Annotated in this window: 19 protein-coding genes and 1 other RNA gene; 9 read left to right on the top strand and 11 right to left on the bottom strand. The window is 39.0% G+C overall.

Annotation, left to right across the window (positions count from 1 at the left end; translation table 11 throughout):
• The first annotated feature begins 36 nt into the window (after positions 1 to 36).
• The 5 genes from ftsZ (at position 37) to ligA (ending at position 7,859) form a co-directional block, all read left to right on the top strand.
• Positions 37 to 1,791 (top strand): cell division protein FtsZ, encoded by a 1,755-nt coding sequence (ftsZ, locus tag NPX99_RS03315; RefSeq protein WP_269030412.1) that lies wholly within the window; start codon positions 37 to 39, stop codon positions 1,789 to 1,791.
• Between the two features lie 209 nt (positions 1,792 to 2,000).
• Positions 2,001 to 2,876, top strand: a complete 876-nt coding sequence (gene lpxC / locus NPX99_RS03310; RefSeq protein WP_269030410.1) for a UDP-3-O-acyl-N-acetylglucosamine deacetylase — start codon at positions 2,001 to 2,003, stop codon at positions 2,874 to 2,876.
• A gap of 170 nt (positions 2,877 to 3,046) precedes the next feature.
• Positions 3,047 to 3,940: an outer membrane protein assembly factor BamD gene (locus NPX99_RS03305; protein WP_269030408.1), complete on the top strand. Its 894-nt coding sequence runs from the start codon at positions 3,047 to 3,049 to the stop codon at positions 3,938 to 3,940.
• 6 nt (positions 3,941 to 3,946) lie between these two features.
• The gene (gene recN / locus NPX99_RS03300) at positions 3,947 to 5,608 is read left to right on the top strand and encodes a DNA repair protein RecN (protein ID WP_269030406.1); all 1,662 of its coding nucleotides are present in this window, start codon (positions 3,947 to 3,949) and stop codon (positions 5,606 to 5,608) included.
• A gap of 91 nt (positions 5,609 to 5,699) precedes the next feature.
• On the top strand, positions 5,700 to 7,859 hold the full coding sequence (gene ligA / locus NPX99_RS03295) for an NAD-dependent DNA ligase LigA (RefSeq protein WP_269030405.1): 2,160 nt from the start codon (positions 5,700 to 5,702) through the stop codon (positions 7,857 to 7,859).
• A 336-nt stretch (positions 7,860 to 8,195) separates the two neighbouring features.
• Here ligA and NPX99_RS03290 read toward each other — a convergent pair whose 3' ends face one another.
• The 3 genes from NPX99_RS03290 to NPX99_RS03280 are packed head-to-tail and all read right to left on the bottom strand — an operon-like array spanning position 8,196 to position 11,519.
• A complete protein-coding gene (locus tag NPX99_RS03290; RefSeq protein ID WP_269030404.1) occupies positions 8,196 to 10,022 on the bottom strand; it encodes an aminopeptidase P family protein in 1,827 nt (608 codons plus the stop codon).
• Between the two features lie 17 nt (positions 10,023 to 10,039).
• Positions 10,040 to 10,909: a 50S ribosomal protein L11 methyltransferase gene (locus NPX99_RS03285; protein WP_269030402.1), complete on the bottom strand. Its 870-nt coding sequence runs from the start codon at positions 10,907 to 10,909 to the stop codon at positions 10,040 to 10,042.
• 28 nt (positions 10,910 to 10,937) lie between these two features.
• Positions 10,938 to 11,519, bottom strand: a complete 582-nt coding sequence (locus NPX99_RS03280) for an SCO family protein (RefSeq protein ID WP_269030400.1) — start codon at positions 11,517 to 11,519, stop codon at positions 10,938 to 10,940.
• Positions 11,520 to 11,659: 140 nt separating this feature from the next.
• Between NPX99_RS03280 and NPX99_RS03275 the strand changes: the two genes are divergently transcribed.
• Positions 11,660 to 12,289: a DapH/DapD/GlmU-related protein gene (locus NPX99_RS03275; protein WP_269030578.1), complete on the top strand. Its 630-nt coding sequence runs from the start codon at positions 11,660 to 11,662 to the stop codon at positions 12,287 to 12,289.
• A 59-nt stretch (positions 12,290 to 12,348) separates the two neighbouring features.
• Here NPX99_RS03275 and NPX99_RS03270 read toward each other — a convergent pair whose 3' ends face one another.
• The 5 genes from NPX99_RS03270 to ssrA form a co-directional block, all read right to left on the bottom strand.
• The gene (locus NPX99_RS03270) at positions 12,349 to 14,685 is read right to left on the bottom strand and encodes an ATP-dependent helicase (protein ID WP_269030398.1); all 2,337 of its coding nucleotides are present in this window, start codon (positions 14,683 to 14,685) and stop codon (positions 12,349 to 12,351) included.
• A 112-nt stretch (positions 14,686 to 14,797) separates the two neighbouring features.
• Entirely contained in the window at positions 14,798 to 15,049 is a 252-nt protein-coding gene (locus tag NPX99_RS03265; RefSeq protein ID WP_269030396.1) for a ribbon-helix-helix domain-containing protein, read from the bottom strand.
• A 5-nt stretch (positions 15,050 to 15,054) separates the two neighbouring features.
• Positions 15,055 to 15,243: a DUF4169 family protein gene (locus NPX99_RS03260; protein ID WP_269030394.1), complete on the bottom strand. Its 189-nt coding sequence runs from the start codon at positions 15,241 to 15,243 to the stop codon at positions 15,055 to 15,057.
• Between the two features lie 12 nt (positions 15,244 to 15,255).
• Positions 15,256 to 15,801, bottom strand: a complete 546-nt coding sequence (locus NPX99_RS03255; protein WP_269030392.1) for an SspB family protein — start codon at positions 15,799 to 15,801, stop codon at positions 15,256 to 15,258.
• 173 nt (positions 15,802 to 15,974) lie between these two features.
• Positions 15,975 to 16,326, bottom strand: a transfer-messenger RNA (tmRNA) gene (ssrA, locus tag NPX99_RS03250).
• 94 nt (positions 16,327 to 16,420) lie between these two features.
• Between ssrA and NPX99_RS03245 the strand changes: the two genes are divergently transcribed.
• Positions 16,421 to 16,726, top strand: a complete 306-nt coding sequence (locus NPX99_RS03245) for a DUF2853 family protein (protein ID WP_269030390.1) — start codon at positions 16,421 to 16,423, stop codon at positions 16,724 to 16,726.
• A 79-nt stretch (positions 16,727 to 16,805) separates the two neighbouring features.
• On the opposite strand, the gene NPX99_RS03240 is transcribed toward NPX99_RS03245, so the two are convergent.
• The 3 genes from NPX99_RS03240 to NPX99_RS03230 form a co-directional block, all read right to left on the bottom strand.
• Positions 16,806 to 18,113 carry an MFS family transporter gene (locus NPX99_RS03240; RefSeq protein ID WP_269030388.1) on the bottom strand — a complete coding sequence of 436 codons (1,308 nt, stop codon included), beginning with the start codon at positions 18,111 to 18,113 and terminating at the stop codon, positions 16,806 to 16,808.
• 555 nt (positions 18,114 to 18,668) lie between these two features.
• A complete protein-coding gene (locus NPX99_RS03235; protein WP_269030386.1) occupies positions 18,669 to 19,976 on the bottom strand; it encodes an MFS family transporter in 1,308 nt (435 codons plus the stop codon).
• A gap of 1,101 nt (positions 19,977 to 21,077) precedes the next feature.
• Positions 21,078 to 22,385, bottom strand: coding sequence for an MFS family transporter (locus NPX99_RS03230; protein WP_269030384.1), 1,308 nt, complete (start codon positions 22,383 to 22,385; stop codon positions 21,078 to 21,080).
• Positions 22,386 to 22,609: 224 nt separating this feature from the next.
• On the opposite strand from NPX99_RS03230, the gene NPX99_RS03225 reads away from it, so the two are divergent.
• On the top strand, positions 22,610 to 23,404 hold the full coding sequence (locus tag NPX99_RS03225) for a thymidylate synthase (RefSeq protein WP_269030382.1): 795 nt from the start codon (positions 22,610 to 22,612) through the stop codon (positions 23,402 to 23,404).
• The gene (locus NPX99_RS03220) at positions 23,401 to 23,910 is read left to right on the top strand and encodes a dihydrofolate reductase (protein WP_269030380.1); all 510 of its coding nucleotides are present in this window, start codon (positions 23,401 to 23,403) and stop codon (positions 23,908 to 23,910) included. Before NPX99_RS03225 ends, NPX99_RS03220 begins: the two co-directional genes overlap by 4 nt.
• The last annotated feature ends 14 nt before the right edge of the window (positions 23,911 to 23,924 follow it).

The raw sequence follows: 23,924 nt of genomic DNA, 5'->3' as shown, positions 1-23,924 counted from the left end.
CTTGGGCTTGCGATGTTTTATGAGAAGGAAAAGGAAATGACGATTAATCTGCATCGGCCAGATATCGCGGAGTTAAAACCACGCATTACTGTTTTTGGTGTTGGCGGTGGTGGTGGAAATGCCGTGAATAATATGATTAATGCTGGTCTTCAGGGAGTTGATTTTGTTGTGGCAAATACGGATGCACAAGCTTTGGCTATGTCAAAAGCTGAGCGTGTTATCCAGCTTGGTGCAGCCGTTACGGAAGGTTTAGGGGCTGGTGCTCTACCGGAAGTTGGGCAAGCAGCGGCAGAGGAATGTATTGATGAAATTATTGACCATCTAGCAGATTCTCATATGGTTTTTATTACTGCTGGTATGGGAGGCGGTACTGGAACTGGGGCGGCGCCCGTTGTAGCGCGCGCAGCACGTGAAAAAGGTATTTTGACCGTTGGGGTTGTGACAAAGCCATTTCAGTTTGAAGGTGCACGCCGTATGAAAACGGCAGAGGCTGGTATTGAAGAATTGCAAAAGTCTGTCGATACATTGATTGTTATTCCCAATCAGAATCTTTTTCGTATTGCGGATGAAAAAACAACATTTGCTGATGCTTTTGCAATGGCTGATCAAGTGCTTTATTCTGGTGTTGCCTCCATTACGGATCTTATGATTAAAGAAGGCCTCATTAACCTTGATTTTGCTGATGTTCGTTCTGTTATGCATGAAATGGGCCGTGCAATGATGGGAACAGGTGAGGCTTCTGGTGATGGGCGTGCTTTGGCTGCTGCTGAAGCTGCTATTGCAAATCCATTGTTGGATGATACCTCTATGCGTGGTGCGCGTGGCTTACTCATTTCTATTACGGGGGGGCGTGATATGACTCTCTTTGAAGTCGATGAAGCTGCTAATCGTATTCGTGAAGAAGTGGATGCGGATGCCAATGTTATCTTTGGGGCTATTGATGATGAATCACTAGAGGGTGTTATTCGTGTCTCCGTGGTTGCAACGGGTATTGATCGTGAGGTGAGTGAGATTGTTCAACCTTCTCATCCTCAATTTCAGAAACCTGCACCTTCCATGCGCAAGAGCGATCCTGCTGTGCCGCAAACTTCTTTGCATGTTCAGTCACCCCCTTTGCGTTCTGAGACAATGGTAGAAGTGATAGAAGCACTTGAAATAGAAAAGGAAAAAACAGCTGGAGAACAGTTCCGTCCTAAAAGTCAAATTTTTGCACAACCTACCGATACTGTTGTTGCACGAAATGCGAATACTGCTCCTTATGGGGCAGGTGTTGTGCATGGGCAGATGTCAAATGCGCCACGGATGCACGTTGGCCGTGGTTCTCCGCAATCTATGATTGCACCAGTAAGCATGGAAGCAACTGCGCATGTTCTTGATGAGATGACAGAAGCTGTAAAACAGAAAGAAAAACAGGTACAACAGATGCAAGTACGTTCACCAATGCGTATGCCTGAGTTAAAAGACTTTCCTCCTGTTGTTCATGCACAGCGTGAGAGGGCACCAGCAGCTGTCCAAGGTCCTCGTAATCTTTGGCAGCGTTTGAAACAGAGCTTGACACATCGTGAGGAAGTTGAACCAGAAGCTCGCTTAGAGCCTGCAGTGAGATCTTCTCAGCAGAAAGAAGCATCGGTTTATAATAAAAGTTCTCAGGCACTCTCTCAGGATGCATCTGTTTATGTTCCACGTCGTTCTGGTGCGTTACACCCCCATGTACCACAAGATCAGCGTAATTTCATAAGTGAAGAAGATCAGTTAGAAATACCAGCATTTTTGCGTCGTCAGGCCAATTAATTGGCAAAAAGTGAGGAAAGGGAAGAATCCTAATCTCTTTGTCTATGGTAAAAAAGCTTTGTGTTGCCAGATATACTGTGTTTTTGAGGGAAATATTTTGTTTTTTATAAACCCGCTTCTTATAAGCGGGTTTATTATTTACTATGCATATCATTTTTATGGTTTTATAACTGTTTTTAAAAAGTATAAAAGCAATTCAATGTAGTGATGTGATGAATTTTGTGCAAAAATATCAATCTACCCTTAAAAAAGCTGTGACATTTAAGGGTTATGGTGTTCACAGTGGGTGTCTATCTGTGGTGAAGATTCAGCCGGCTGAGGCGGGATGTGGTATTGTTTTTAAGCGTTGTGGGTTGGGAGAAAAAGATCAAATATTTCAAGCGCATGCATCGCAAACGGGAGCGACTCAATTATCAACAGTGCTTGGGCATGGAGAATACAGAATTGAAACAATCGAACATTTGATGGCTGCAATTGCTGCGTATAATTTGGATAATCTTATTATCGAAGTGTTAAGTCATGAAATACCTATTTTGGATGGTTCTGCATGGCAGTATTGTCAAGCTTTTGAAGAAGTTGGCATTGTACAGCAGAATGCGTTGCGTTCCTATTTCATTATAAAAAAGCCACTGCGCGTTGAAGTTGAGAGTGGTGTTGCAGAGTTTCTACCGTTTAATGGGCGTCGTTTTGATATTACGATTTCTTTTCCTTCTTCTGCTATTGGTAAGCAACACTTCATTTTTGATCTTACGACAAAGGGATTTCGAGATGATTTATCCCGTGCGCGCACTTTTGGTTTTGTCAAAGACGTGGAAAAATTACGGGCTTCTGGAAAAGGGAGAGGCGCTTCTTTGGAAAACTCTCTTGTTATCGGCCTTGATGATAAAATCATGAATCCAGAGGGGACTTATTGGAAGAATGAATGTGTGCGACATAAAATGCTTGATGCGATTGGTGACACTGCTTTACTTGGAGCACCTTTTATTGGATTATTTCGCTCCTATTGTAGTGGGCATAGGATTAATTCGCAATTGGTAAAAGCTGTTTTGGCAGACGAATCGTGTTACGAAGAAAGTTACTTATAGGTGACGTGAGAGAAAGATTGAAAAGATTTTCTTATGGTTGATTTGATTTTTAAGGGGATGATTGACCTAAGCCACTAAATTGGTTAGTGGATTTTAAAGTGATATGGTATAAAAATTTTTAATAAATAACTTTTGCTACAAGGTGATATTCTCTGGAGGCCGGGAAAACTATGATAAGATCTTATAGATGTATTGAAAATTTGGCATATAGAAAATCTAATATTGTACGCAAGGTATTGGGGGTTATGCTTTTGGGGAGCACTTGCATATTAGCAGGTTGTTTATTTAAAGAAAAGAATACCCTTGATCCTTCTGCATATGTTTTAAAAATGGATCCACCTAATGTTTTATATAATCAGGCACTTGCGAGCCTTAATAGTGGACGACTTGGGGATGCATCGAAAAAGTTCCTTACGATTGAAAAACAGTATGCTTATACTGACTGGGGACGTAAATCCTTAGTGATGGGTGCTTTTACAAATTATCGACTTGGTAAGTATGATGATTCGATTAGCATGGCTCAGCGCTATATTACTCTTTATCCAGGATCAGATGATTCTGCGTATGCTTATTATATTATTGGGCTTTCTTCTTTCCGTCGGATTGCAGATGTTACACGAGATCAACGCGATACGAAACGTGCTATTGCTGCTATGCAGCTTCTTATAGAGCGCTATCCGCATTCTGAGTATGTTGAAGATGCTAAAGCGAAAATACGTTTTGGTCGAGAGCAGTTGGCTGGTAAAGAAATGCAGGTTGGCCGTTATTATGAAGAAGGGCGGCGCTATCTTGCTGCAAGTAGAAGATTTCGTACGGTGGTTGAAGAATATTCCGATACAAATCAAATTGAAGAAGCGCTTTTTCGCTTGACGGAAGTTAATCTTGCTCTTGGACTAACTGCAGAAGCACAAACAGCAGCAGCTATTTTGGGACGGAATTATCCTAAAAGTGAGTGGTATCAGTTTTCTTATAATTTATTGCAAAAGAATAGCATATCTCCACAGGAGCATAAATCTTCTTGGATTTCTCATGCTTTAAGTGGTGGTGAGAATAAGGCACGTTGATTTTACATGCTGATACAGCTTTCGATTCATAATATTGTTTTGATCGAAACGCTTGATATTCATTTCACAGCGGGTTTATCGGTTTTGACTGGAGAAACGGGTGCTGGGAAGTCTATTCTCCTTGATGCTTTGTCGCTTGCTCTTGGTGGGCGTGGTGACGCTTCGCTTGTGCGTCATGGTTCAGCACAAGGGCAGGTGACGGCTGTCTTTGATGTTCCTGTTGCACACCCTGCACGCCATTTTCTCCGTGACAATGGTTTTGATGATGAGGGTGATATTATTTTGCGACGTGTGCAATCAAGTGATGGTCGTAGTCGTGTTTTTATCAATGATCAGGTTGCGAGTGTAGCCTTTATGCGGTGTGTTGGTCGTCTGTTGGTTGAAATCCACGGACAACATGATGATCGTGCTCTTGTTGATGTGGCAACACATCGCCAGTTATTAGATGCTTTTGGAGGGCTTGAAGATGAAGCAGAAAATTTACGCCAATCTTATCGGGTATGGCGTGAATTTGAAGAGCGTTTGCAACAACAGCGTAGTAAAGTAGAAAATGCAGTGCGTGAGGCTGATTATCTTCGTGCGTGTGTGGAAGAACTTGAAAAACTTGATTTTCAAGTTGGTGAAGAAGAGGCTTTATCTCTTCGTCGTGCGGATATGCTTAAATTAGAGAAAATAGCGACAGATATTAAGGAGGCTGATGACCTCTTGAGTGGTTCTAAATCACCAATTCCTGTCCTTTCTAATTTGGTAAGGCGTTTGGAGCGGAAAATCCCTGAAGCGCAAGAGCTCATTACACCTGTGGTGAAATCTATTGATGAAGCATTACATGCACTTGCAACAGCGCAAGAAGGGATCGAGGCTGCAATGCGAGCGTTAGATTTTGATAGCGGTGAATTAGAACGGATAGAAGAGCGTCTTTTCGCTCTTCGTGGTTTTTCTCGTAAATATCAGGTTCCTGTGGATGAATTGGTTTCGTTGCATGATAAAATGGATGCGGAGCTTGCTGATTTTGAGGAGGCGCAAGCTACATTAACGCGTTTAGAGCATGAGGCACGGGAAGCACAAAAAAATTACGATATATTAGCACAAACATTGTCTGTAAAGCGTCGAGAAGCAGCAAAGTATTTGTCTGAAAGTGTTATGGCTGAATTGCCGGCATTAAAATTGGAAAAAGCAGAGTTTCTTGTTGAAATACAAAGTGATGCTGAAAAACGAAGTGCAGAAGGGATAGATCGTATTGAATATTGGGTTCGGACAAATCCTGGAACACGAGCAGGACCAATGCTTAGTGTGGCTTCCGGTGGTGAACTGTCTCGTTTTTTATTAGCGTTAAAAGTTGTTTTGTCTGATCGTGGATCAGCTCCCACATTGATTTTTGATGAAATTGATACGGGGGTTGGGGGAGCTGTTGCCGCTGCCATTGGACAACGATTACAGCGTTTATCAAAAACTGTGCAGGTTTTTGCTATTACACATGCGCCACAGGTAGCCTCCAAAGCGCATAGTCATTTTCTTATTTCAAAGGTTGAAAGTAATGATAAAGGGCGTTTTATGACAGGGGTGCATAAAATGGAGGAGCATGAGCGTGCAGAAGAAATTGCCCGCATGTTAGCAGGAGAACAGATTACTCAAGAGGCGCGTGCAGCTGCTCAAAAGCTTCTCACATAGATAGAATTGACGCACATGTGTTCATTGAGGTTCTATTTTGCAGAAGAGTTGAGAACCTTATGGCTATGGCCCATAATTTGGAATAGATTTTATGAACAAGGACGCAATGAAAAACCTCACTGCTCTTGAAGCAGCAAGTGAATTAGAGTGGTTGGCAAAAGAGATTGCACGTCATGATGTGCTTTATAATAGTGAGGATCAGCCTGAAATTTCTGATGCAGAATATGATGCTCTTCGTCGCCGTAATGCAGAAATTGAATCCCTTTTTCCGGAGCTTATTCGTTCGGATTCTCCTTCATATAAAATTGGAGCACCCGTTTCTGAGAAGTTTGAAAAATCCGTTCATACACAGGCAATGCTTTCACTTGATAATGCATTTAGCTCTGAAGATGTGCATGAATTTGTTGAGCGTATTCGTCGTTTTTTACGGCTTCCAGCAACACAAGCGTTAGAAATAACTGCTGAGCCGAAGATTGATGGTTTATCTCTCTCTTTACGCTATGAAAAAGGAAGACTTGTGTGTGCTGCAACGCGTGGTGATGGATATGTGGGTGAGAATGTTACAGTGAATGCACGGACCATTTCTGATATTCCGCAGGTTTTGCAGGGTAAATTTCCTGATATTCTTGAGGTTCGCGGTGAAGTTTATATGGGGCAGGAAGATTTCCAAGAACTTAATAGGAGTCAACAGGAGAAAGGCAAGTTAATTTTTGCTAATCCTAGGAATGCGGCTGCAGGTTCGCTACGTCAGCTTGATTCACGGATAACTGCTAGCAGAAAGCTACAATTTTTCGCTTATGCTTGTGGTGAAGTGAGTGAAATGTTTGCAGAAAGCCAAATGGAGATGATGAAAAAGTTAAAAGAATATGGCTTTGTCATCAACCCATTAACAAAAGTTTTTAAGACAGTAGAAGAGATAATTTCATATTATCATGATATCGAGGAATGCCGTCATTCCTTAAGTTATGATATAGATGGGATTGTTTATAAGGTTAATGATTTAATGCTCCAGATGCGTTTGGGGTTTGTTTCCCGTTCACCACGTTGGGCAATTGCGCATAAATTTCCAGCAGAAAAGGCTATGACGCTTTTAGAAGGCATTGATATTCAAGTGGGTCGAACTGGAGCATTAACGCCTGTTGCGCGTCTTGCACCTATTACTGTTGGTGGTGTGGTGGTGACTAATGCAAGTTTGCATAATGAGGATTATATTAAGGGAATTGGCCATAAAGGAGAGCCACTTCGTGAAGGGCGTGATATCCGTGTCGGCGATACAGTGGTTGTACAGCGTGCTGGTGATGTGATCCCTCAGATTGTTGACATTATTGCTGAAAAGCGCCCAAAAAATGCTTCTGCTTTTGTTTTTCCTCACTTATGTCCAGCTTGTGGGAGCCATGCTGTTCGTGAAGAGGGTGAGGCTGTGCGTCGATGCACAGGTGGGCTTATTTGCCCAGCACAAGCAATTGAGCGTATTCGTCATTTTGTTTCGCGTAATGCCTTTGATATTGAGGGGCTTGGGAAAAAGCAGGTGGAGTTCTTTTTTCATGTTCAAGATGAGACGTTTTCTATTCATACACCTGCTGATATTTTCACTTTACAGCGACGGCAAGAAAAATCTTTGACGCGTTTAGAAAATATGGAAGGTTTTGGTGCTGTTTCAGTTCGTAAACTTTATGATGCTATTAATGCACGCCGTGAAATTCCTTTAAGTCGTTTTTTGTTTGCGCTAGGAATTCGCCATGTGGGAGAGGTGAATGCACGGCGTCTTGCACGTGCTTACCAAAACTATACAGCTTTCGAATCTGCGGTGATGGCAGCACTTATACCATGTGATCAGAAAAATGAAAAAGGCAATGAAGCTTGGATGGAGCTTACCAATATCGAAGGAATTGGACCACAGGTAGGAAGTGCAATTATTGATTTTTATCAAGAAGCGCATAATCGTGAGGTTTTGTCTGTCTTGCTAGAGGAAGTAACACCTCTGGATGAGGAACCTATTATGACAGATTCTTCTCCAATAGCAGGAAAGGTTATCGTTTTTACAGGAACTTTGGCACGCATGTCACGCGATGAAGCAAAAGCATTAGCAGAACGATTAGGTGCAAAGACCTCTGGTTCACTTTCTAAAAAAACCGATCTTCTTGTTGTTGGAGCTGGCGCAGGATCGAAGTTAGCCAAGGCGCAAGAATTAGGGGTTGAAGCTATAGATGAAGAGACTTGGTTGCAGTTGATTGAAGGACATTATGTTTAGGAAAGGGATGCTTCAAGTATGATGAGAATTCATGCATCTTTATCGTTCTCTTTAGTGCTGTTAAAACATTGTTCTTCAGGGCGATGATATAATAAAAATTTCTAAGGAAAAGGAAGGATGTAATCATCTTGAGGTGGTCGAGGATAGGTGTTAAAGCACTCCCACTTGCAAGTGTATTCCCCGTTATTTCACCTAAGTTAGCATTACTAGCGAAAACACTTGAAGTATTTTAGAGAAATATTTTTTGTATTTCCTGACAGCATACAGGTTATTCTTTCATAAAGAAAAGGTACAGTGTTCTGTAAGAAGAGGAAGAAGATGTTTGTGCTTCTTCATTTAAAGAGGCATTGTTGCTTCTTTTGCCCATTTTTTATCTTCTTCATTTAAATAAGGCGCGTTAACCTGATAAACATGTGCATGGTAATCATTAAGCCATTGCCGTTCTTCTCGTGTCAAAAGCTCTGGAAGAATTAAGCGCCGATCAATGGGACAATTTGTAAGTGTTTCAAACGAGAGCATTTCTATCTCTCCACCATTCATTTTTTGTGCTGGTTTTACAATGAGTAAATTTTCAATACGAATACCAAAAACGCCTTCACGGTAATATCCAGGTTCATTAGAAATAATCATTCCGGGGAGTAATTCTTCGGACCCATTGCGCGAAATATTTTGTGGTCCTTCATGAACAGAAAGATAAGATCCAACTCCATGACCAGTGCCATGGGCATAATCAAAACCTGCTTTCCATAAGGCGATACGTGCGAGACTATCAAGATCTTGTCCGCGTGTTCCTTTTGGAAAGCATGCAGTTGAAAGTGCAATCATGCCTTTGAGAACAAGAGTGAAACAACGTTTTTCTTCTTCTCCAATGTTGCCAATTGCTACTGTGCGTGTAACATCTGTTGTGCCATCACGATATTGTCCACCTGAATCAATAAGATAAAGTTCACCAGCATTGAGCTTTTTATTTGTTTGGGTTGTTACACGATAATGGACAATAGCACCATTTGCCCCTACTGCTGAGATTGTATCAAAAGAGAGATCTTCAAGTTTTTCTCCCATTTCCTTTGCTGTTATTCTGCGAAATTCTTCTAATTTTTGAGCAGCAGAAATTTCACTCATTGTGCCTGGTGTTTGTTTATCTAACCAAGAAAAAAAACGAGTAAGAGCTACACCATCACGCAAGTGCGCTTTACGTGCCCCCTTTAGTTCTGTGCTATTTTTAATGGCACGTGGTAGAGCAGCGGGATCCGTAAGCGTAAGGAAAGACCCCCCTTGTTGTTCAATAACGGTGCGTAATTTTTCGCATGTTAGCCGTGGATCTAAAGCAAAAACTGTCCCTTTTTGAATATAATCTTTTATTTTTGCAATAAGTTGTTCTGGTTCATATAATTTTGCATAGCGCTCTAGATATTGTTTCTGCTCTATACCCATTTTTTTGCTGTTAAGAAACAAAATAGGTGTTTCTTCGATAGGAATGAGAGCAAAGCAGAGGACAAAAGGTGTATTGGACACATCATTGCCACGTATATTGAATGTCCATGCAATAGAGGAGGGGTCTGTGAAAATAAAAGCATCTGCATTGGCTTGCTTGATATTTTGCTGAATGAAGGTTAGCTTTTCATTTGTATCGCATCCTGCATATTTGAGAGGATGAATTGATAGAGCAGATTGTGGCAATTGTGGTTGATCATGCCAGATAAGGTCAATGAGATTTTGTTGAACTGCGACAAGTTTTCCACCTGCTTTAGTTTCTAATGCGTTTCTCAATGTATCGGTGGCAGTGATGGTGTGGAGCCATGGATCAAAGCCAATAGAAAGTTTTTGCCCATTTTTTTCAAGCCATTGTGAGGGGGAGCAAGTTACGAGGTCTTCATAGTCAAAAATGTGCGGATCAGTTTGTTGACGGACTTGGAGTGTATAGCGCCCATCTGTGAATATAATGGCTTTGTTTTTTAAAATGAGTGCAGTCCCCGATGAACCAGTAAAGCCAGTAAGCCAGCTAAGACGTTGTGCATGTGGGGGAACATATTCTCCTTGATGTTCATCGCTACGCGGAACAAGAAAGCCATCTAGTCCGAGGCGATCAAGTTCTTTACGAAGAGAGGAAATGCGCTCTGCAGCGTGGGCTGGATTTGTTGTTGCCTCAAAAGATTGATACATAACAACGTCCTTTTCATTTATTTCAGATGTATCGTAACCCATCCTTGACGGTGGTATGTTTCAATATGTTTTAAACCCTGCTTTATATAGGCTTCCAACACATGGGCGTGTTGTTCTTCAAGAATTCCAGACAGTATCAGTGATCCACCTTTTTGGAGTGCTTTTACCATTTCTTGTGCAAGTTCAATAAGCGGATTAGCAAGGATATTGGCAACGATAAGATCAAAGGGGGCTTGTGATGCAATTTTATCATGGGAAAAACCCGTTGCTGTAACAGCTGTAATATATTCCTTTACGCCATTGAGTTCGATATTGTGCTGTGCGACTTGAATCGCAATGGGATCAATATCAGATGCAAGTACGCAAACAGGTTTGAGCATTGCAATGCCGATGGCGAGTACACCGCTACCAGTACCAAGATCAAGAACATTTTTGGGATTTTCGTGTTGCATCACTTTGGCAATCATTTCCAAACAACCAGCTGTTGTTCCATGATGTCCGGTACCAAAAGCTTGATTAGCTTCAATTTCAATAGGCAAAACATGAGCTGGAATATCGTTTCGGTTATGGCTTCCATGTACAAAAAAAGGGCCAGCATGCACAGGTGTTAGTCCTTCAAGGCTTTGTTTAACCCAGTCAATATTGGGCAAAATTTCACGGTTAATTTTTTCAGGATCTATAGAAAGAATGTTCGCAAATTGTTTGGAAGCATTCTCTAAGCTTTCTTTATCTACATAAAGAGAGAGTTCATATACAGCATTTTTTTCATCGATCTCGGTAAGAGCGAGAGGATATCCTTCGTCTTCAAAGGCTCTTTCCATAAATGTGTAGGACCGCTCTGCTTCATTTTTAGAAGCAGTATAATACAGACGAATTTGCTGTGACATTCTGTTCTTTCTTTGAGTCGGCTTTTATTTAGTTTGAGACGAGTTTTTTTAACTGTTCAATAGCGATATTGTCTTTTATTTCAGGATCGCTTTCTTTGGTGTCATAAGGAATAACGCCAGCAAGCTTTCCGCCTTTTTTTAGTAAAAAAATCGCTGCTGTGTGGTTATAAGTGTAGTTTCCATCTGTTCCTGGTACTTTTTCAGCAACGATATTAAAAGAATCCACCATTTTATGAACTTTTTCAGGATCTCCACTAATACCAATAATTTTATTGTTAAAATTACTGAGGTAATTATGAAGGACTTCTGGTGTGTCACGTTCAGGGTCAACAGTAACAAACCATATTCCTAATTTATCAGCTTTTGGGCCAAGGGCGGTTAGCCATCGATCAAGATTGATCAATGTGGTAGGGCAGCTTTCAGGGCACATGGTGAAACCAAAAAAGATAATTGAAGGCTGGCTTCGAATATCAACTTCAGTGATCGTTTTTCCATTGGAATCAGTGAGTATAAAATCATCCCCCAAGGGTTTATTTCTCAACGCATCGTAAATAAAAATGCCTGCAAGAAATATGATTGTTAGCCCGAAGATGCGTATTACATTTTTCATAGTCTGACTTTCTTAGGTGGATTAAAAAAATTGTAACATTGGCTGATTAACTTTGCAATCTCTGTTTCATGGTTGATTTTGTTTTGTTTGTCGGTATGTTTTTTCATGTTATTTACGGACAAACAATTGGTGAAAGAGAAATGGATATTGAGACAGATCTTCGATTCCATAAGAGCGAGCCTCGTATTCACACCACAGCACGGCTGCATGGTTGTAAATTGGGACGCTATGTAGAAATCAATGAGAGGGTCGTTTTGCGAGATGTAAGCGTTGGAGATTTTTCTTATTTTGAGCGTAACAGTGAAGCTATTTATAGCGATATTGGGCGTTTTTGTTCTATTGCATCTCATGTCTGTATCAATGCACTAGAGCATCCCATAGAACGCCTTTCCACGCATAAAGTAACATATCGTCCTAATGAATATTTCCGCTATATGCCGTTGGAGAGTTCCTTTCGTGAAAGACGTTGTGCAAAACGTGTTAGCATTGGGCATGATGTATGGATTGGATATGGTGCGGTTATTATGCCTGGGGTAACAATTGAACATGGTGCTATCATTGGTGCTAACGCTGTTGTCACAAAAGATATTTTACCTTATACGATTGTTACTGGCGTTCCTGCAAAGCGGTTGCGTATGCGTTTTTCTGATAATGTCATTCAGGCACTTTTGGAAATGGCTTGGTGGAATTGGCCCCTTGATAAAATTTACAATGCATTACCCGATATGCAAAACCTTCCCATCGAGGTTTTTATTGAAAAATGGAAGTAAGGTTCAAGATAAAATGAAAAAGGGTACTTTGTTGGGAAAGATGATTTTATTATGTTTCATTAAGCCTTGCTTACAAAATTGTCGAGTACACGCTTTTCTCCGGCTTTTTCAAACATAATGGTTAATTTATGGTCATCTATTGCTGTGATACGACCATAACCAAACTTTATATGAAAAATCCGATCATTGATTGAAAAGTTTGAAGGAGTTTCAGCAACGGGTTGAACGATGACTTTTCCTTCAATGTTCTTTTGTATACGCTTTTGTCTTAATGGAGCATAATCATTGTAAAAGGAATTATGATCTTTAAAAGAGGATTTTCCATAACCGCCATAAGATGTTCCCATTTCTACAACTTCTATGTGTTCTGCTGGTAATTCATCTAGGAAACGGGAGGGAAGTGCAGGTTGCCAAAGACCATGAACTTTTCGATTAGAGACAAACCATATATGCAAATGTTTTTTTGCTCTTGTCAGACCTACATAAGCGAGTCGCCGTTCTTCTTCTAATCCTAAACGACCACCTTCATCCAATGAGCGCTGGTGGGGAAAGAGTCCTTCTTCCCAACCTGGCAGAAAAACGGTTTCAAATTCAAGCCCTTTTGCAGAATGAAGTGTCATAATGTTGACTGCATCGGTGTTTTCATTATTTTCAGCATCCATCACGAGGGCAACATGTTCTAAAAAGCTGTGAAGGCTTTCAAATTGTTCCATAGAGCGGATCATTTCTTTGAGATTTTCTAGCCGTGTTGGTGCTTCTGGTGAGCGATCTTCTTGCCACATAGCTGTGTAGCCTGAATCTTCAAGAATTGTTTCAGCAAGTTCTCTGTGGGGGGTGTATGGCAGCATATTTTGCCAGCGACGAAAGTCTTCAATAATGCTTCGCAAAGCACTGCGTGCTTTGGGTTTTAGTTCGTCCGTTTCAATGATTGCAGCTGCAGCAGAAAAAAGAGGAATAGTGCGTGCACGAGCACTCTCATAAAGGGTGCGTAGGGTTGCATCTCCTAAGCCGCGTTTAGGTGTGTTGATAATGCGTTCAAAAGCTAAGTCATCTGCTGGTTGGACAACAACGCGTAAATAAGCCATGGCATCACGTATTTCCATTCGTTCATAAAAGCGTGGGCCACCAATGACGCGGTAGTTAAGACCAAGCGTTACAAAACGATCTTCAAATTCACGCATCTGGAATGATGCACGCACTAATATAGCCATATGATTTAATGAATGACCATTTTGTTGGGCGCGTTCAATTTCTTCTCCAATTGCCCGTGCTTCCTCTCCTGAATCCCATGCAGCATGAATTTTTACTTTTTCTTCTTCAGTCTTTATTTGATGAGAAAAAAGTGTTTTTCTGAGCCTTTCTTGGTTATGAGAAATGAGATGAGAAGCCGTTTTGAGAATGTGTGATGTTGAGCGATAATTGCATTCTAAACGAATAATTTTTGCAGGAGGAAAATCTTTTTCAAAACGCAATATATTATCGACTTGAGCACCGCGCCACCCGTAAATAGATTGGTCATCATCACCAACACAACAAAGGTTTACATGTTGTCCTTTGGATTGTTGTGCTAAAAGGCGAAGCCAAAGATATTGTGCTGTATTGGTATCTTGATATTCATCTACAAGAATATAACGAAATTTAGAGTGATATTCGCGAAGAATATCTGGATTATGTTGAAAGATAGAAATTGAATGAAGCAGAAGATCACCGAAATCACAAGCATTAAGAGTTTTTAATCTCTCCTGATAGCTGCGGTAAAGTTTACGTCCCATGCCGTTTCCAAAGGAATGGGCATCACTTTCTGAAATGCGTTCTGGTGAAAGTCCTTGATTTTTCCAAGAATCAATCATCATTGCAAAACTTCGTGCGGGCCAACGTTTGTCGTCCAATCCTTCAGCTTGAATAAGCTGTTTTAAAAGTCGAAGGACATCATCGCTATCAAGAATTGTAAAGTTGCTTTTTAAATCAACAAGTTCTGCATGGCGGCGCAAAATTTTTGCACCGGTGGAATGAAAAGTTCCAAGCCAAGGCATGCCTTCAACAATTTCACCAATAAATGCACCAATACGCATTTTCATTTCGCGTGCTGCTTTGTTGGTGAAAGTTACAGCAAGTATCTGCTTAGGAGAGGCTAGACCGGAGTGCAAAATATGAGAAATGCGGGTCGTTAAAACGCGTGTTTTTCCCGTACCAGCACCCGCAAGAACCAAAAGAGGTCCTTCTGTATTCATGACGGCTTGTCGCTGTTCTGGATTGAGTTGTTCTAAATAATCGGCATTACATTGCGTTTTTTCTTTTATTCTTCCAATGTGAATAGGGACTCCAGAGCTCTTTTCATTGGAGGGTAGAGAGCCATCTTCTTCAAAAAAAGGTATGTGATCAAGAAAATTATTCATTATATCTTTTGTGTAGTCTTTTTTGCATCTAAGTGCTAGGTCTAAAAAAGTTTTCTTTAAAAAAGCTGCAATGTCTTTGTTTGAATTAAGGGAATGAAGATTATAAAAAATATTATAAACGCTGAGTAAGAACACTTTGAAGTGCATAAAGGCGCAATGAAGCCGAAAGATTCACTTGTTGAGGCCTTTTTCTATCAATATCAGTGATAATAAAGGCTAAAGATTGACCCTTTTTGTGTGCTATGGTTTTTAGAATGTCTAAAAATGGTTGTTCTAAAGACACACTTGTTGCGTGTCCATTAATTCGAACAGATATTTTCCGCAAACCCACTTTTGACCAATCGATGGAATTATCTTCGTGCATTGTTTTTACTCTTGTTCGTCGCACCATAAACGATTTTGTTCAAGAAACTTCTGCGTTTTTAAAGATTCTTTTTGCTCGAATTTTTTTTCAGCTTTTGTTCGTCCAAAACGATAACGATTCTCTTCTGCAAAAACAGCTTTTTCTACACGTTTTTTCTGTTTTCGAAATTGACGAAGATTAATAAGTTTAGTCATCAAGGAGTTTATTTATTTTTTTCGAAAAGAGTCTAAAGAAACAACATCAGCACTTTGTTTGGTATCATTGTTTGAGGAGTCTTTATTCGTACTAAGATTTTGTTTTTTGGGAAGCGTATTTTCTTTTTTGGAGTTGTCCGATAGCATGATAGGTGAAGTTGGAGTATTTTCTAAATTTTTATCTTCTCCAGAGGTAAGGTTTGAGGGAAGATCAAACGCTGCTTCAAATGATGCTATAGGATCATAAAATACTTGGATAGACGTAAAAGGAATTACTAATTTTTCAGTGATTTCTTGGAAAGAGAGCGTTACTTCGAAAGCCGTTTCCAAAACACTTAAATCTCTGAACTGATGTTGTAATACGATGGTCATTTGTTCAGGGTAACGATTTTTAAGTCGAGAAGAGATTTTAACACCTGGAGCAGTTGTTAGAAAAGTAATAAAAAAATGGTGATTTCCTGGAAGACCTGCTTTGGCAACTTCTAATAAAACTTTACGGATAACCCCGCGAAGTGCATCCTGAACGAGAATATCGTAACGGATTTGATCTTGAACCATCGAAGTTTATTCCTTTTATTTCACATGGCAGATGAGTGTGCGTAATATTGTGCAATAGAATATCTTTTTAAGCTAGTAATATTTTACCTACTATGCATTTAAATCAACTAAAAAAATAATAAGAAATTTTATGATAAAGAGTGCCTGAAAAATCAATCAAGAACATTTATAAAAGTGAAGGCTTCTGTTGCCAGGTGCCTTCGAACCCCGCTTAAACCTGCGACGGTTTAAGACTTAATTTGAAACATTCACACCACCTTAAGCGGCGAGACGTGCTTCCGCATAGTTGTCATTTGCAACTACTCATTTAGTCCGATAACGGTGGTACTATGCCGAGTAAAAGAGCAATCTTTACGCTCTTGTCGATCCTATTTCGCCCCCACCAAAATATAATTTTTTTATATTTTGGTGGAGGCGCCGGGTACCGCCCCCGGGTCCAATGAGTTTATTTCATTGTCCATTTATTACCATAGCTGGTAAGCCAGCCCCTTCAATATAGATGAAGAAAGCTCTTTAGAAAAGGGGGGTTGTTAATATTTTAAATCCTCTAATTATTTATGAAGCATATGGTGCGGTTGTAAAATGCAGCCGCCAATTCTTGGAGAGGAGCTGGCAAAGAATGATAAATGATCTAGCCGATATTAAATTATATGACCAAAATCCGGATGAATCTGCAATAGAACGACTTAGCCATCGTTTAGCTTTAGTGATGAAAAAGCAGGATGCTTCGCTCGTTGCGACATCTGATCCAAAAGAGTTAGAGCGTGTTGAAAAATGGGTTAAAGATGTGTTGGGAGTGGATGAGAAAAGTGCTAAAACAGCTGTTACGAAAGTTGCAGAAATAATGTCTGGAGATCGTAGAAAAAGCCGTATGACTTTTTATTATTTAGTCGCCAAACAACTAAACGCGTTGGATAAAATTTAAACAATTTGAAACTAAATTTTGCTCGATAATTATAAAAAAAGCCCAAAATTCTTTGGGCTTTTTGTTTTGCAGAGAGGGGTTAGTTTGTTTCACCTTCTTGAAGATATCCTCCTTTGCTCATATCTGGTATAAAGAGAGTGGCAATGAATGCAAAGATCATCACAACGATTACGTAAAAGTAAAAGAATGATTCATGCCCCATATTTTTTAATCCAAGTGCTACATATTCGGCAGAACCACCAAGTAATGCATTACCAATAGCATGAGAGAGACCAACTCCTAGTGCACGTACTGAAGAAGGAAACATTGCTGATTTTACAACACCAGAGATGGATGTATACATGCTCATAATACACAGTATTCCAAGAATGGTTGACAGCGCAATCCATGGATTATGCGTGTGACCGATTATGAGAAGTCCAGGAATCGTAAAAAGAGTAGAGAGTCCACTCCAAAGGATAAGTAAATTTTTTGTCCCAATTTTATCTGCTAGGATACCAAATATGGGTTGGAGCAGAATGAAAATAAAAAGTGCAGCAGTCATTATCGTTGTTGCGGTATGTTTATCAAATCCGGTGGTTGTGATGAGATATTTTTGCATATAAGTTGTACAGGTATAAAATGTCAGAGAGCCTCCAGAGGCGAAAATAACAATGACAAAAAAAGCTTTTTTGTGTTTGCTTAGAAGTTCTTTAAGACTTCCCGTTTGTTTCCTAGAACGACTTTCTTTTGTAGTTGTTTCATGAAGTGAACGGCGTAGATAAAGTGCAACTACTGCTGCTAGTCCACCAATCGCAAAAGGAATACGCCAGCCCCATGTTCTTAATTGGTCTTCCGTTAGATAAAGTGCCAAAACAAAGATAATAAAACTGGCTAAAAGTTGACCAGTAATAAGCGTGCCAGATTGGAAAGAAGCAAAGAGCCCACGATGATTTTTAAGGGAAATTTCGCTGATATAAGTTGCTGCTGTACCATATTCACCACCTGCTGAAAGTCCTTGCATCATTCGAATGAGGAGCAGAAGAATTGCGGCAGTTATTCCTAAAGTTTCATAAGTGGGAAGTATGGCAATGAGAAAAGACCCTCCACACATCATAAGAATAGAGATAAGCATTGAGTTTTTGCGTCCATAACGATCAGCAATAAAACCAAAGAGCCAACTGCCAATTGGGCGCATAAGAAAACCAATAAAGAAGATTCCTGCTGTTTTTAAAAATTGGGTAACAACATCTCCATCTGAAGGAAAAAATTGTGGTGCAAAGTAAATCGACGCAAATGAATAAATATAAAAATCATACCATTCTACCAGATTTCCCGATGCACTGGATATAATAGCAAAAATACGCTTTCTTGCACTATGTTGTATTAAAGTTGTTTCATTTTTCATGAAGTGCTCCCCTTTTTAGATTTATAGTTTATATTTTTCGTTTTAAATTTTTTCACGATTGTATCATCAAAATTCAATTGGTTATAATGATAATTTTTTATGAAAACTCTTTTAGAGGGCTTGTTGGGGTTGTGAGCTTGCGCCTTTTAAGGATTTTATCTTGTGGGGGAGGAGAGCGCCACGCCGAACCTAAAAGAGACGTGTGTTGAAAAATAGCTTCAAGTAGAGTAGAATGTTGGTGAAAATGAAATGTTTGTAAAAAGAGTGCTGAAATCGCTGTTCTAAAACTTTCCAATAGAACGTTAGAGGGTGCAGAAAAACTGTATAATTTTTTATTATTTCTTTGTTAAATAATAAAAGGTATTTTGTAAAATATAACCAATACAGAGATTTATAAAATATTTTTCATCTTATAGGTGAGAGGAGTGTTTTTTCTGTAGGATGAGCTATAAGAAGTGAAAGATTTTATATTATTTGCTGTTTTTATTGGATATTTGCAGATTCATTATAAAAAAGCCCAATTGTGTTTGGGCTTTTTTATTGCGCGTAGAAAACTTAAAGAATCTCATCCTCTTTAAGATACCCCCCTTTGTCTATATCTGGCATTAAGAGAATTGAAATGAGTGCAATGATCATCATACCAATAATATAAAAAGAGAAGACAGCTTCATGTTCCATACTTTTTAGCCAAAATGCTACATATTCAGCTGAACCACCAAACAGTGCATTACCAATGGCAAAAGCAAATCCAACGCCAATTGCTCGGATTGAAGCAGGAAACAGTTCTGCCTTTATGATTCCAGCAATAGAGGTATAAAGACTCATAATACAAAGCATTCCAATGATGATTAAGAGTGCAATCCATGGATTGTGAGCATTGCCAATTGTTTTAAGCACGGGAATTGTGCAAATAATTGATAAGGTACTCCAACTGATGAGTGAAGCTCTTGCTCCAATTTTATCAGCGAGAGAACCAAAGAGGGGTTGGAGTAACACAAAAATAAAAAGTGCCACAGTCATTATCGTTGTTGCAGTGTGTTTATCAAATCCGGTGGTTGTGATCAGATATTTTTGCATGTAAGTGGTGTATGTGTAAAATGTGAGCGAACCTCCCGCGGTAAAGCCAATAACCAAGAAGAAAGCTTTTTTGTGGTTGCGTAAAAGCTCTTTTATACTACCAGCATGTTGGTGAGAACGGCTTTCTTTGGTGGCTGTTTCATGAAGCGAACGACGCAGATAAAATGCAATTATTGCTGCTACTCCACCAATCACAAAGGGAATACGCCATCCCCATGCTTTTAACTGATCTTCAGTGAGATAAAGTGATAAAGAAAATATAATAAAGCTGGCAAGAAGTTGCCCTGAGATTGTTGTTGCATATTGGAAGGAAGCAAGGAGCCCGCGACGATTTTTGAGAGCAACTTCACTCATATAGGTTGCTGTTGTGCCATATTCACCGCCAACTGAAAGTCCTTGAAACATGCGGATTAAGAGTAAAAGGAATGCGGCTGTTATTCCCAAAGTTTCGTAGGTGGGTAGTATGGCAATAAGGAGTGAGCCACAACACATCATAAAAACCGAAATAAGCATTGAGCGTTTGCGTCCATAACGGTCAGCAATAAAGCCGAAAAGCCATGCTCCAATTGGACGCATAAGAAAACCAATAAAAAAGATTCCGGCGACTTTTAACAGTTGTGTAACGGTATCATTATCTGAGGGAAAAAATTGTGATGCAAAATAAATCGACGTAAATGAGTAAGCATAAAAATCATACCATTCTACCAGATTCCCTGATGCGCTGGATATGATGGCGAAGATACGTTTTCTTGTATCATGTGCTGCTAAAGTTGTTTCATTTTTCATGAAGTGTTCCCCTTTTAATGATTATATTTATTTTTCTCTTTAAAGTTGTTTACAGTTTAAGTTACAAAAATTCAATTATAAGCATTGTTTTTTCTGAAAGATGTTTGAGTTGCTTTATTAGAGGTATATTTTTATGAACTTTTTTTCTTTTTTGTGTAAAAATGAAAGAAACGGGAATACTTATATAAGGTTGTTTCTCGACTTTTTATTGTATGTTTAACAATGGCATAAATTGTTTAGGCCGAAAAGGAATAGAAAGAGACTAGCTTATACTCACAAATACAATTTAATTTATAGGTTATGTGTTTCTTTTAGGAAATAAGGAAACTGTATTTTTGCTTAAAATTATCTGCCTTTTTGATTTTTGGGATAATATGAAAATTATTATGCTTAAAGAATGTGATTTGTCTCTTGAGAATAAAGAATTTTGTCAAAAAAGGAATTTTTTCTTTAAATGGATTAATGCATTTTGATATTCATTTTTGACAGATGTTATATTTATTTATGAAGCGCCTTTTAATTTTAATTAAGAAAAGCATTGTTTTATTCGGTCATAGTTTATTGAGTATTGAAAAATGTATGTTGCCTTTAATGTTCTTAATAATGAAATTACTACACATGGCTATTACATATGGAGCAATAAACGTATGTTTTCGTAGAGAGTTTCGTTATACACAAAATATCTACCATCATCTTCTTGTACCTCTTTGACAGCTGGAGATGTTACGCATTCTTTGTTAAATTTTTTGCTGCAAAAGACTCTTCTAAAGGGAATAGATGCGCTTTTTCATAAGAAGAAGCCATTTCTAGCAGAGAGATTATTATTGAAAAAGCTTTTGTTATCTTTGATTTTGATAAAAAGCGGGTGCTTGTTGAAATACATCAAATATATTTTAAAGGTCATAAAATGAGTATAATGAAGAAAGAGTGCTCTTCTGGTAAAGTGAGAAGCTCTTTCAAAGCTTATGCTAGAGCAGGAAGAGTTATTTTTCTTATTTAATAAATATATATAACATTTTGTGAATATTCAATTTTTGTATGAATTTTGTAATAAAAAAAGCTCAAAAAATTGAGCTTTTTTATTGAGTTCCATAGAAAGATTTAATGGATATCATCATTTTGAAGATATCCCCCTTTGCGGGCATCGGGCATTAAGAGAATAGCAATGAATGCAATAACCATCATGCCAATTATATAAAAATAGAAGACAGTTTCATATCCAAGATCTTTTAATCCAAGTGCTACATATTCAGCGGAACCACCGAATAATGCATTGGCAATAGCATAAGAGAGTCCAACGCCTATTGCCCGTACTGAAGCGGGAAACATTTCTGATTTTACAATACCAGCAATGGATGTATAAAAACTCATAATACATAGCATTCCAATGATCACTGATAGAGCAACCCATGTATTATCGGTGTTACCAATCACATGAAGCCCAGGTATTGTAAAGATAATAGATAAAACACTCCAAATAAGGAGCGACGTTCTTGTTCCAATTTTATCAGCCAGAAAACCAAACGCAGGTTGAATTAACATAAAAACAAAGAGTGCTGCAGTCATTAAAGTGGTAGCAGTGTGTTTATCAAATCCGGTAGTGGTTATGAGATATTTTTGCATATAGGTTGTATATGTATAGAATGTAAGAGAGCCCCCAGCGGTAAAACCAATAACGAGAAAAAAAGCTTTCCCATGGTTGGATAAAAGCTCTACAATGTTACCGGCTTCTTTCCTAGAACGGCTTTCTTTGGTGGTTGTTTCATGGAGGTTGCGGCGTAAATAAATTGCAACAATTGCTCCTAGTCCACCAATGGCAAATGGAATACGCCATCCCCATGCTTTTAGCTGATCTTCGGTGAGATACAACGCTAGAATGAATATAACAAGACTGGCTAGAAGTTGACCACCAATCAATGTGGTGTATTGGAAAGAGCTAAAGAATCCACGGCGATTTTTAAGAGCGATTTCACTCATATAGGTTGCTGTTGTACCGTATTCACCACCAACAGAAAGTCCCTGAAGCATTCTGAGTAAAAGTAAAAAGAATCCTGCGGCCACACCTATGGTTTCATAGGTAGGAAGTAAGGCGATTAAGAACGAACCACCGCACATCATAAAAACAGAAATAAGCATTGAACGTTTGCGTCCATAACGATCAGCAATGAAGCCAAAAAGCCATCCGCCAATTGGGCGCATAAGAAAACCAATAGCAAAGACACCAGCAGCTTTCAAAAGTTGCATAACGACATTGCCATCCGAGGGAAAGAATTGTGATGCAAAGTAAATGGATGTAAAAGCATAAACATAAAAATCGTACCATTCTACTAGATTGCCTGATGCACTAGCCACAATAGCCCAAATACGTTTTCGTGTATCATGCGGCGCTAAAGTTCTTTCATTCTCCATAAACCTATCCCTTTTTTATCTTCATATTATTTATTCCCCCTGCTATTTACTCTCTTAAGAGTTGTCTATAGTATTTTATCTTTTGCGTCAAAAATTTAATCGAAACATAGGAATTTCTTGTGTAAAATATTTTGAAAGAGGAATTTAAAGAGATTTAAATGGTATTTTTATGAATTCTACAATTTCCATTTTCTATAATCGACAGAATCGTCCATAATGTTTGTATGAAAACCTATCTTGATCTTCTATCTCATGTTTTAGAGCAGGGCGTTGATCGTACTGATCGAACCGGTGTTGGGACGCGGTCGGTCTTTGGTTATCAGATGCGATTTAATTTACAGGTTGGATTTCCATTGTTGACAACGAAAAAGTTGCATTTGCGTTCAATCATTTATGAGCTTTTATGGTTTCTCAAAGGTGAAACAAATATCGCATGGTTGAAGGAACATGGTGTATCAATTTGGGATGAATGGGCAGATGAAAAAGGGAATCTTGGTCCTGTTTATGGTTATCAGTGGCGCTCTTGGCCAACGCCTGATGGACGACATATTGATCAGATCAGTAATCTTTTGACTATGATTAAGGAAACACCTGATTCTCGTCGTTTAATTGTGTCAGCATGGAACCCGGCATTGATAGAGGAAATGGCCCTTCCGCCATGTCATTGTCTTTTTCAATTTTACGTTGTTAATGGTAAATTATCTTGCCAACTTTATCAACGTTCAGCGGATATTTTCTTAGGTCTCCCATTCAATATTGCTTCTTATGCGTTGTTAACAATGATGATAGCACAAGTATGTGGGCTTAAAATAGGTGATTTTATCCATACTCTTGGGGATGCGCACCTTTATTCTAATCATTTTGAACAGGCTCGATATCAGTTGTCTCGGATACCCAATACTTTACCGTCTATGCGTATCAATCCAGCGGTAACAGATCTTTTTTCTTTTAAATTTGAGGATTTTGAATTGCTTAATTATGAAGCACAACCACATATCAAGGCACCGGTAGCAGTATGACTTTACCAATTTGTTTAATTGCAGCTGTTGCGGAAAATGGTGTTATTGGTCGTGAAGGTGCAATGCCTTGGCATTTATCAACAGATTTGCAACGCTTTAAAGCTTTGACTTTTGGTAAACCCATTATTATGGGGCGAAAAACTTGGGACTCTCTTGGGAAACCTTTGCCAGGACGCGTAAATATTGTCATTACGCGCAATCATAACTTTATCGCTGAAGGGGCTATTACGACGCACTCTTTATCTGAGGCTTGTTCTGTTGCAAAAAGAGAAGCTTCGCAAAATGGTGCAGATGCGTTTTTTATTATTGGTGGTGGTGAAATCTTTCAACAGGGATTACATATTGCTGATAAAATATTCCTTACAGAAGTCTTAACTTCTATTGAAGGTGATAGTTTTTTTCCTGTTTTTGACAAAGAAAAATGGACTATTGTGCAAACGCAATACATCTCAGAAGGAGATAAAGACAATCATCCAACACGTTTTGTGGTTTATGAACGAAAATAATTATTTGTATGGAA

The organism is Bartonella sp. 220B (genome assembly GCF_026930205.1).
Classification (GTDB): domain Bacteria; phylum Pseudomonadota; class Alphaproteobacteria; order Rhizobiales; family Rhizobiaceae; genus Bartonella.
Note: the sequence above shows the minus strand (reverse complement) of the source record. Positions and strands in the feature narration are given on the sequence as shown.

What these genes read in the sequence shown, in the direction of transcription:
- ftsZ (WP_269030412.1), top strand. Translation starts at nt 37, where the DNA reads ATGACGATTAATCTGCATCGGCCAGATATCGCGGAGTTAAAACCACGC.
- NPX99_RS03305 (WP_269030408.1), top strand. Translation starts at nt 3,047, where the DNA reads ATGATAAGATCTTATAGATGTATTGAAAATTTGGCATATAGAAAATCT.
- recN (WP_269030406.1), top strand. Translation starts at nt 3,947, where the DNA reads ATGCTGATACAGCTTTCGATTCATAATATTGTTTTGATCGAAACGCTT.
- ligA (WP_269030405.1), top strand. Translation starts at nt 5,700, where the DNA reads ATGAACAAGGACGCAATGAAAAACCTCACTGCTCTTGAAGCAGCAAGT.
- NPX99_RS03290 (WP_269030404.1), bottom strand. Translation starts at nt 10,022, where the DNA reads ATGTATCAATCTTTTGAGGCAACAACAAATCCAGCCCACGCTGCAGAG.
- NPX99_RS03285 (WP_269030402.1), bottom strand. Translation starts at nt 10,909, where the DNA reads ATGTCACAGCAAATTCGTCTGTATTATACTGCTTCTAAAAATGAAGCA.
- NPX99_RS03280 (WP_269030400.1), bottom strand. Translation starts at nt 11,519, where the DNA reads ATGAAAAATGTAATACGCATCTTCGGGCTAACAATCATATTTCTTGCA.
- NPX99_RS03275 (WP_269030578.1), top strand. Translation starts at nt 11,660, where the DNA reads ATGGATATTGAGACAGATCTTCGATTCCATAAGAGCGAGCCTCGTATT.
- NPX99_RS03270 (WP_269030398.1), bottom strand. Translation starts at nt 14,685, where the DNA reads ATGAATAATTTTCTTGATCACATACCTTTTTTTGAAGAAGATGGCTCT.
- NPX99_RS03265 (WP_269030396.1), bottom strand. Translation starts at nt 15,049, where the DNA reads ATGCACGAAGATAATTCCATCGATTGGTCAAAAGTGGGTTTGCGGAAA.
- NPX99_RS03260 (WP_269030394.1), bottom strand. Translation starts at nt 15,243, where the DNA reads ATGACTAAACTTATTAATCTTCGTCAATTTCGAAAACAGAAAAAACGT.
- NPX99_RS03255 (WP_269030392.1), bottom strand. Translation starts at nt 15,801, where the DNA reads ATGGTTCAAGATCAAATCCGTTACGATATTCTCGTTCAGGATGCACTT.
- NPX99_RS03245 (WP_269030390.1), top strand. Translation starts at nt 16,421, where the DNA reads ATGATAAATGATCTAGCCGATATTAAATTATATGACCAAAATCCGGAT.
- NPX99_RS03240 (WP_269030388.1), bottom strand. Translation starts at nt 18,113, where the DNA reads ATGAAAAATGAAACAACTTTAATACAACATAGTGCAAGAAAGCGTATT.
- NPX99_RS03235 (WP_269030386.1), bottom strand. Translation starts at nt 19,976, where the DNA reads ATGAAAAATGAAACAACTTTAGCAGCACATGATACAAGAAAACGTATC.
- NPX99_RS03230 (WP_269030384.1), bottom strand. Translation starts at nt 22,385, where the DNA reads ATGGAGAATGAAAGAACTTTAGCGCCGCATGATACACGAAAACGTATT.
- NPX99_RS03225 (WP_269030382.1), top strand. Translation starts at nt 22,610, where the DNA reads ATGAAAACCTATCTTGATCTTCTATCTCATGTTTTAGAGCAGGGCGTT.
- NPX99_RS03220 (WP_269030380.1), top strand. Translation starts at nt 23,401, where the DNA reads ATGACTTTACCAATTTGTTTAATTGCAGCTGTTGCGGAAAATGGTGTT.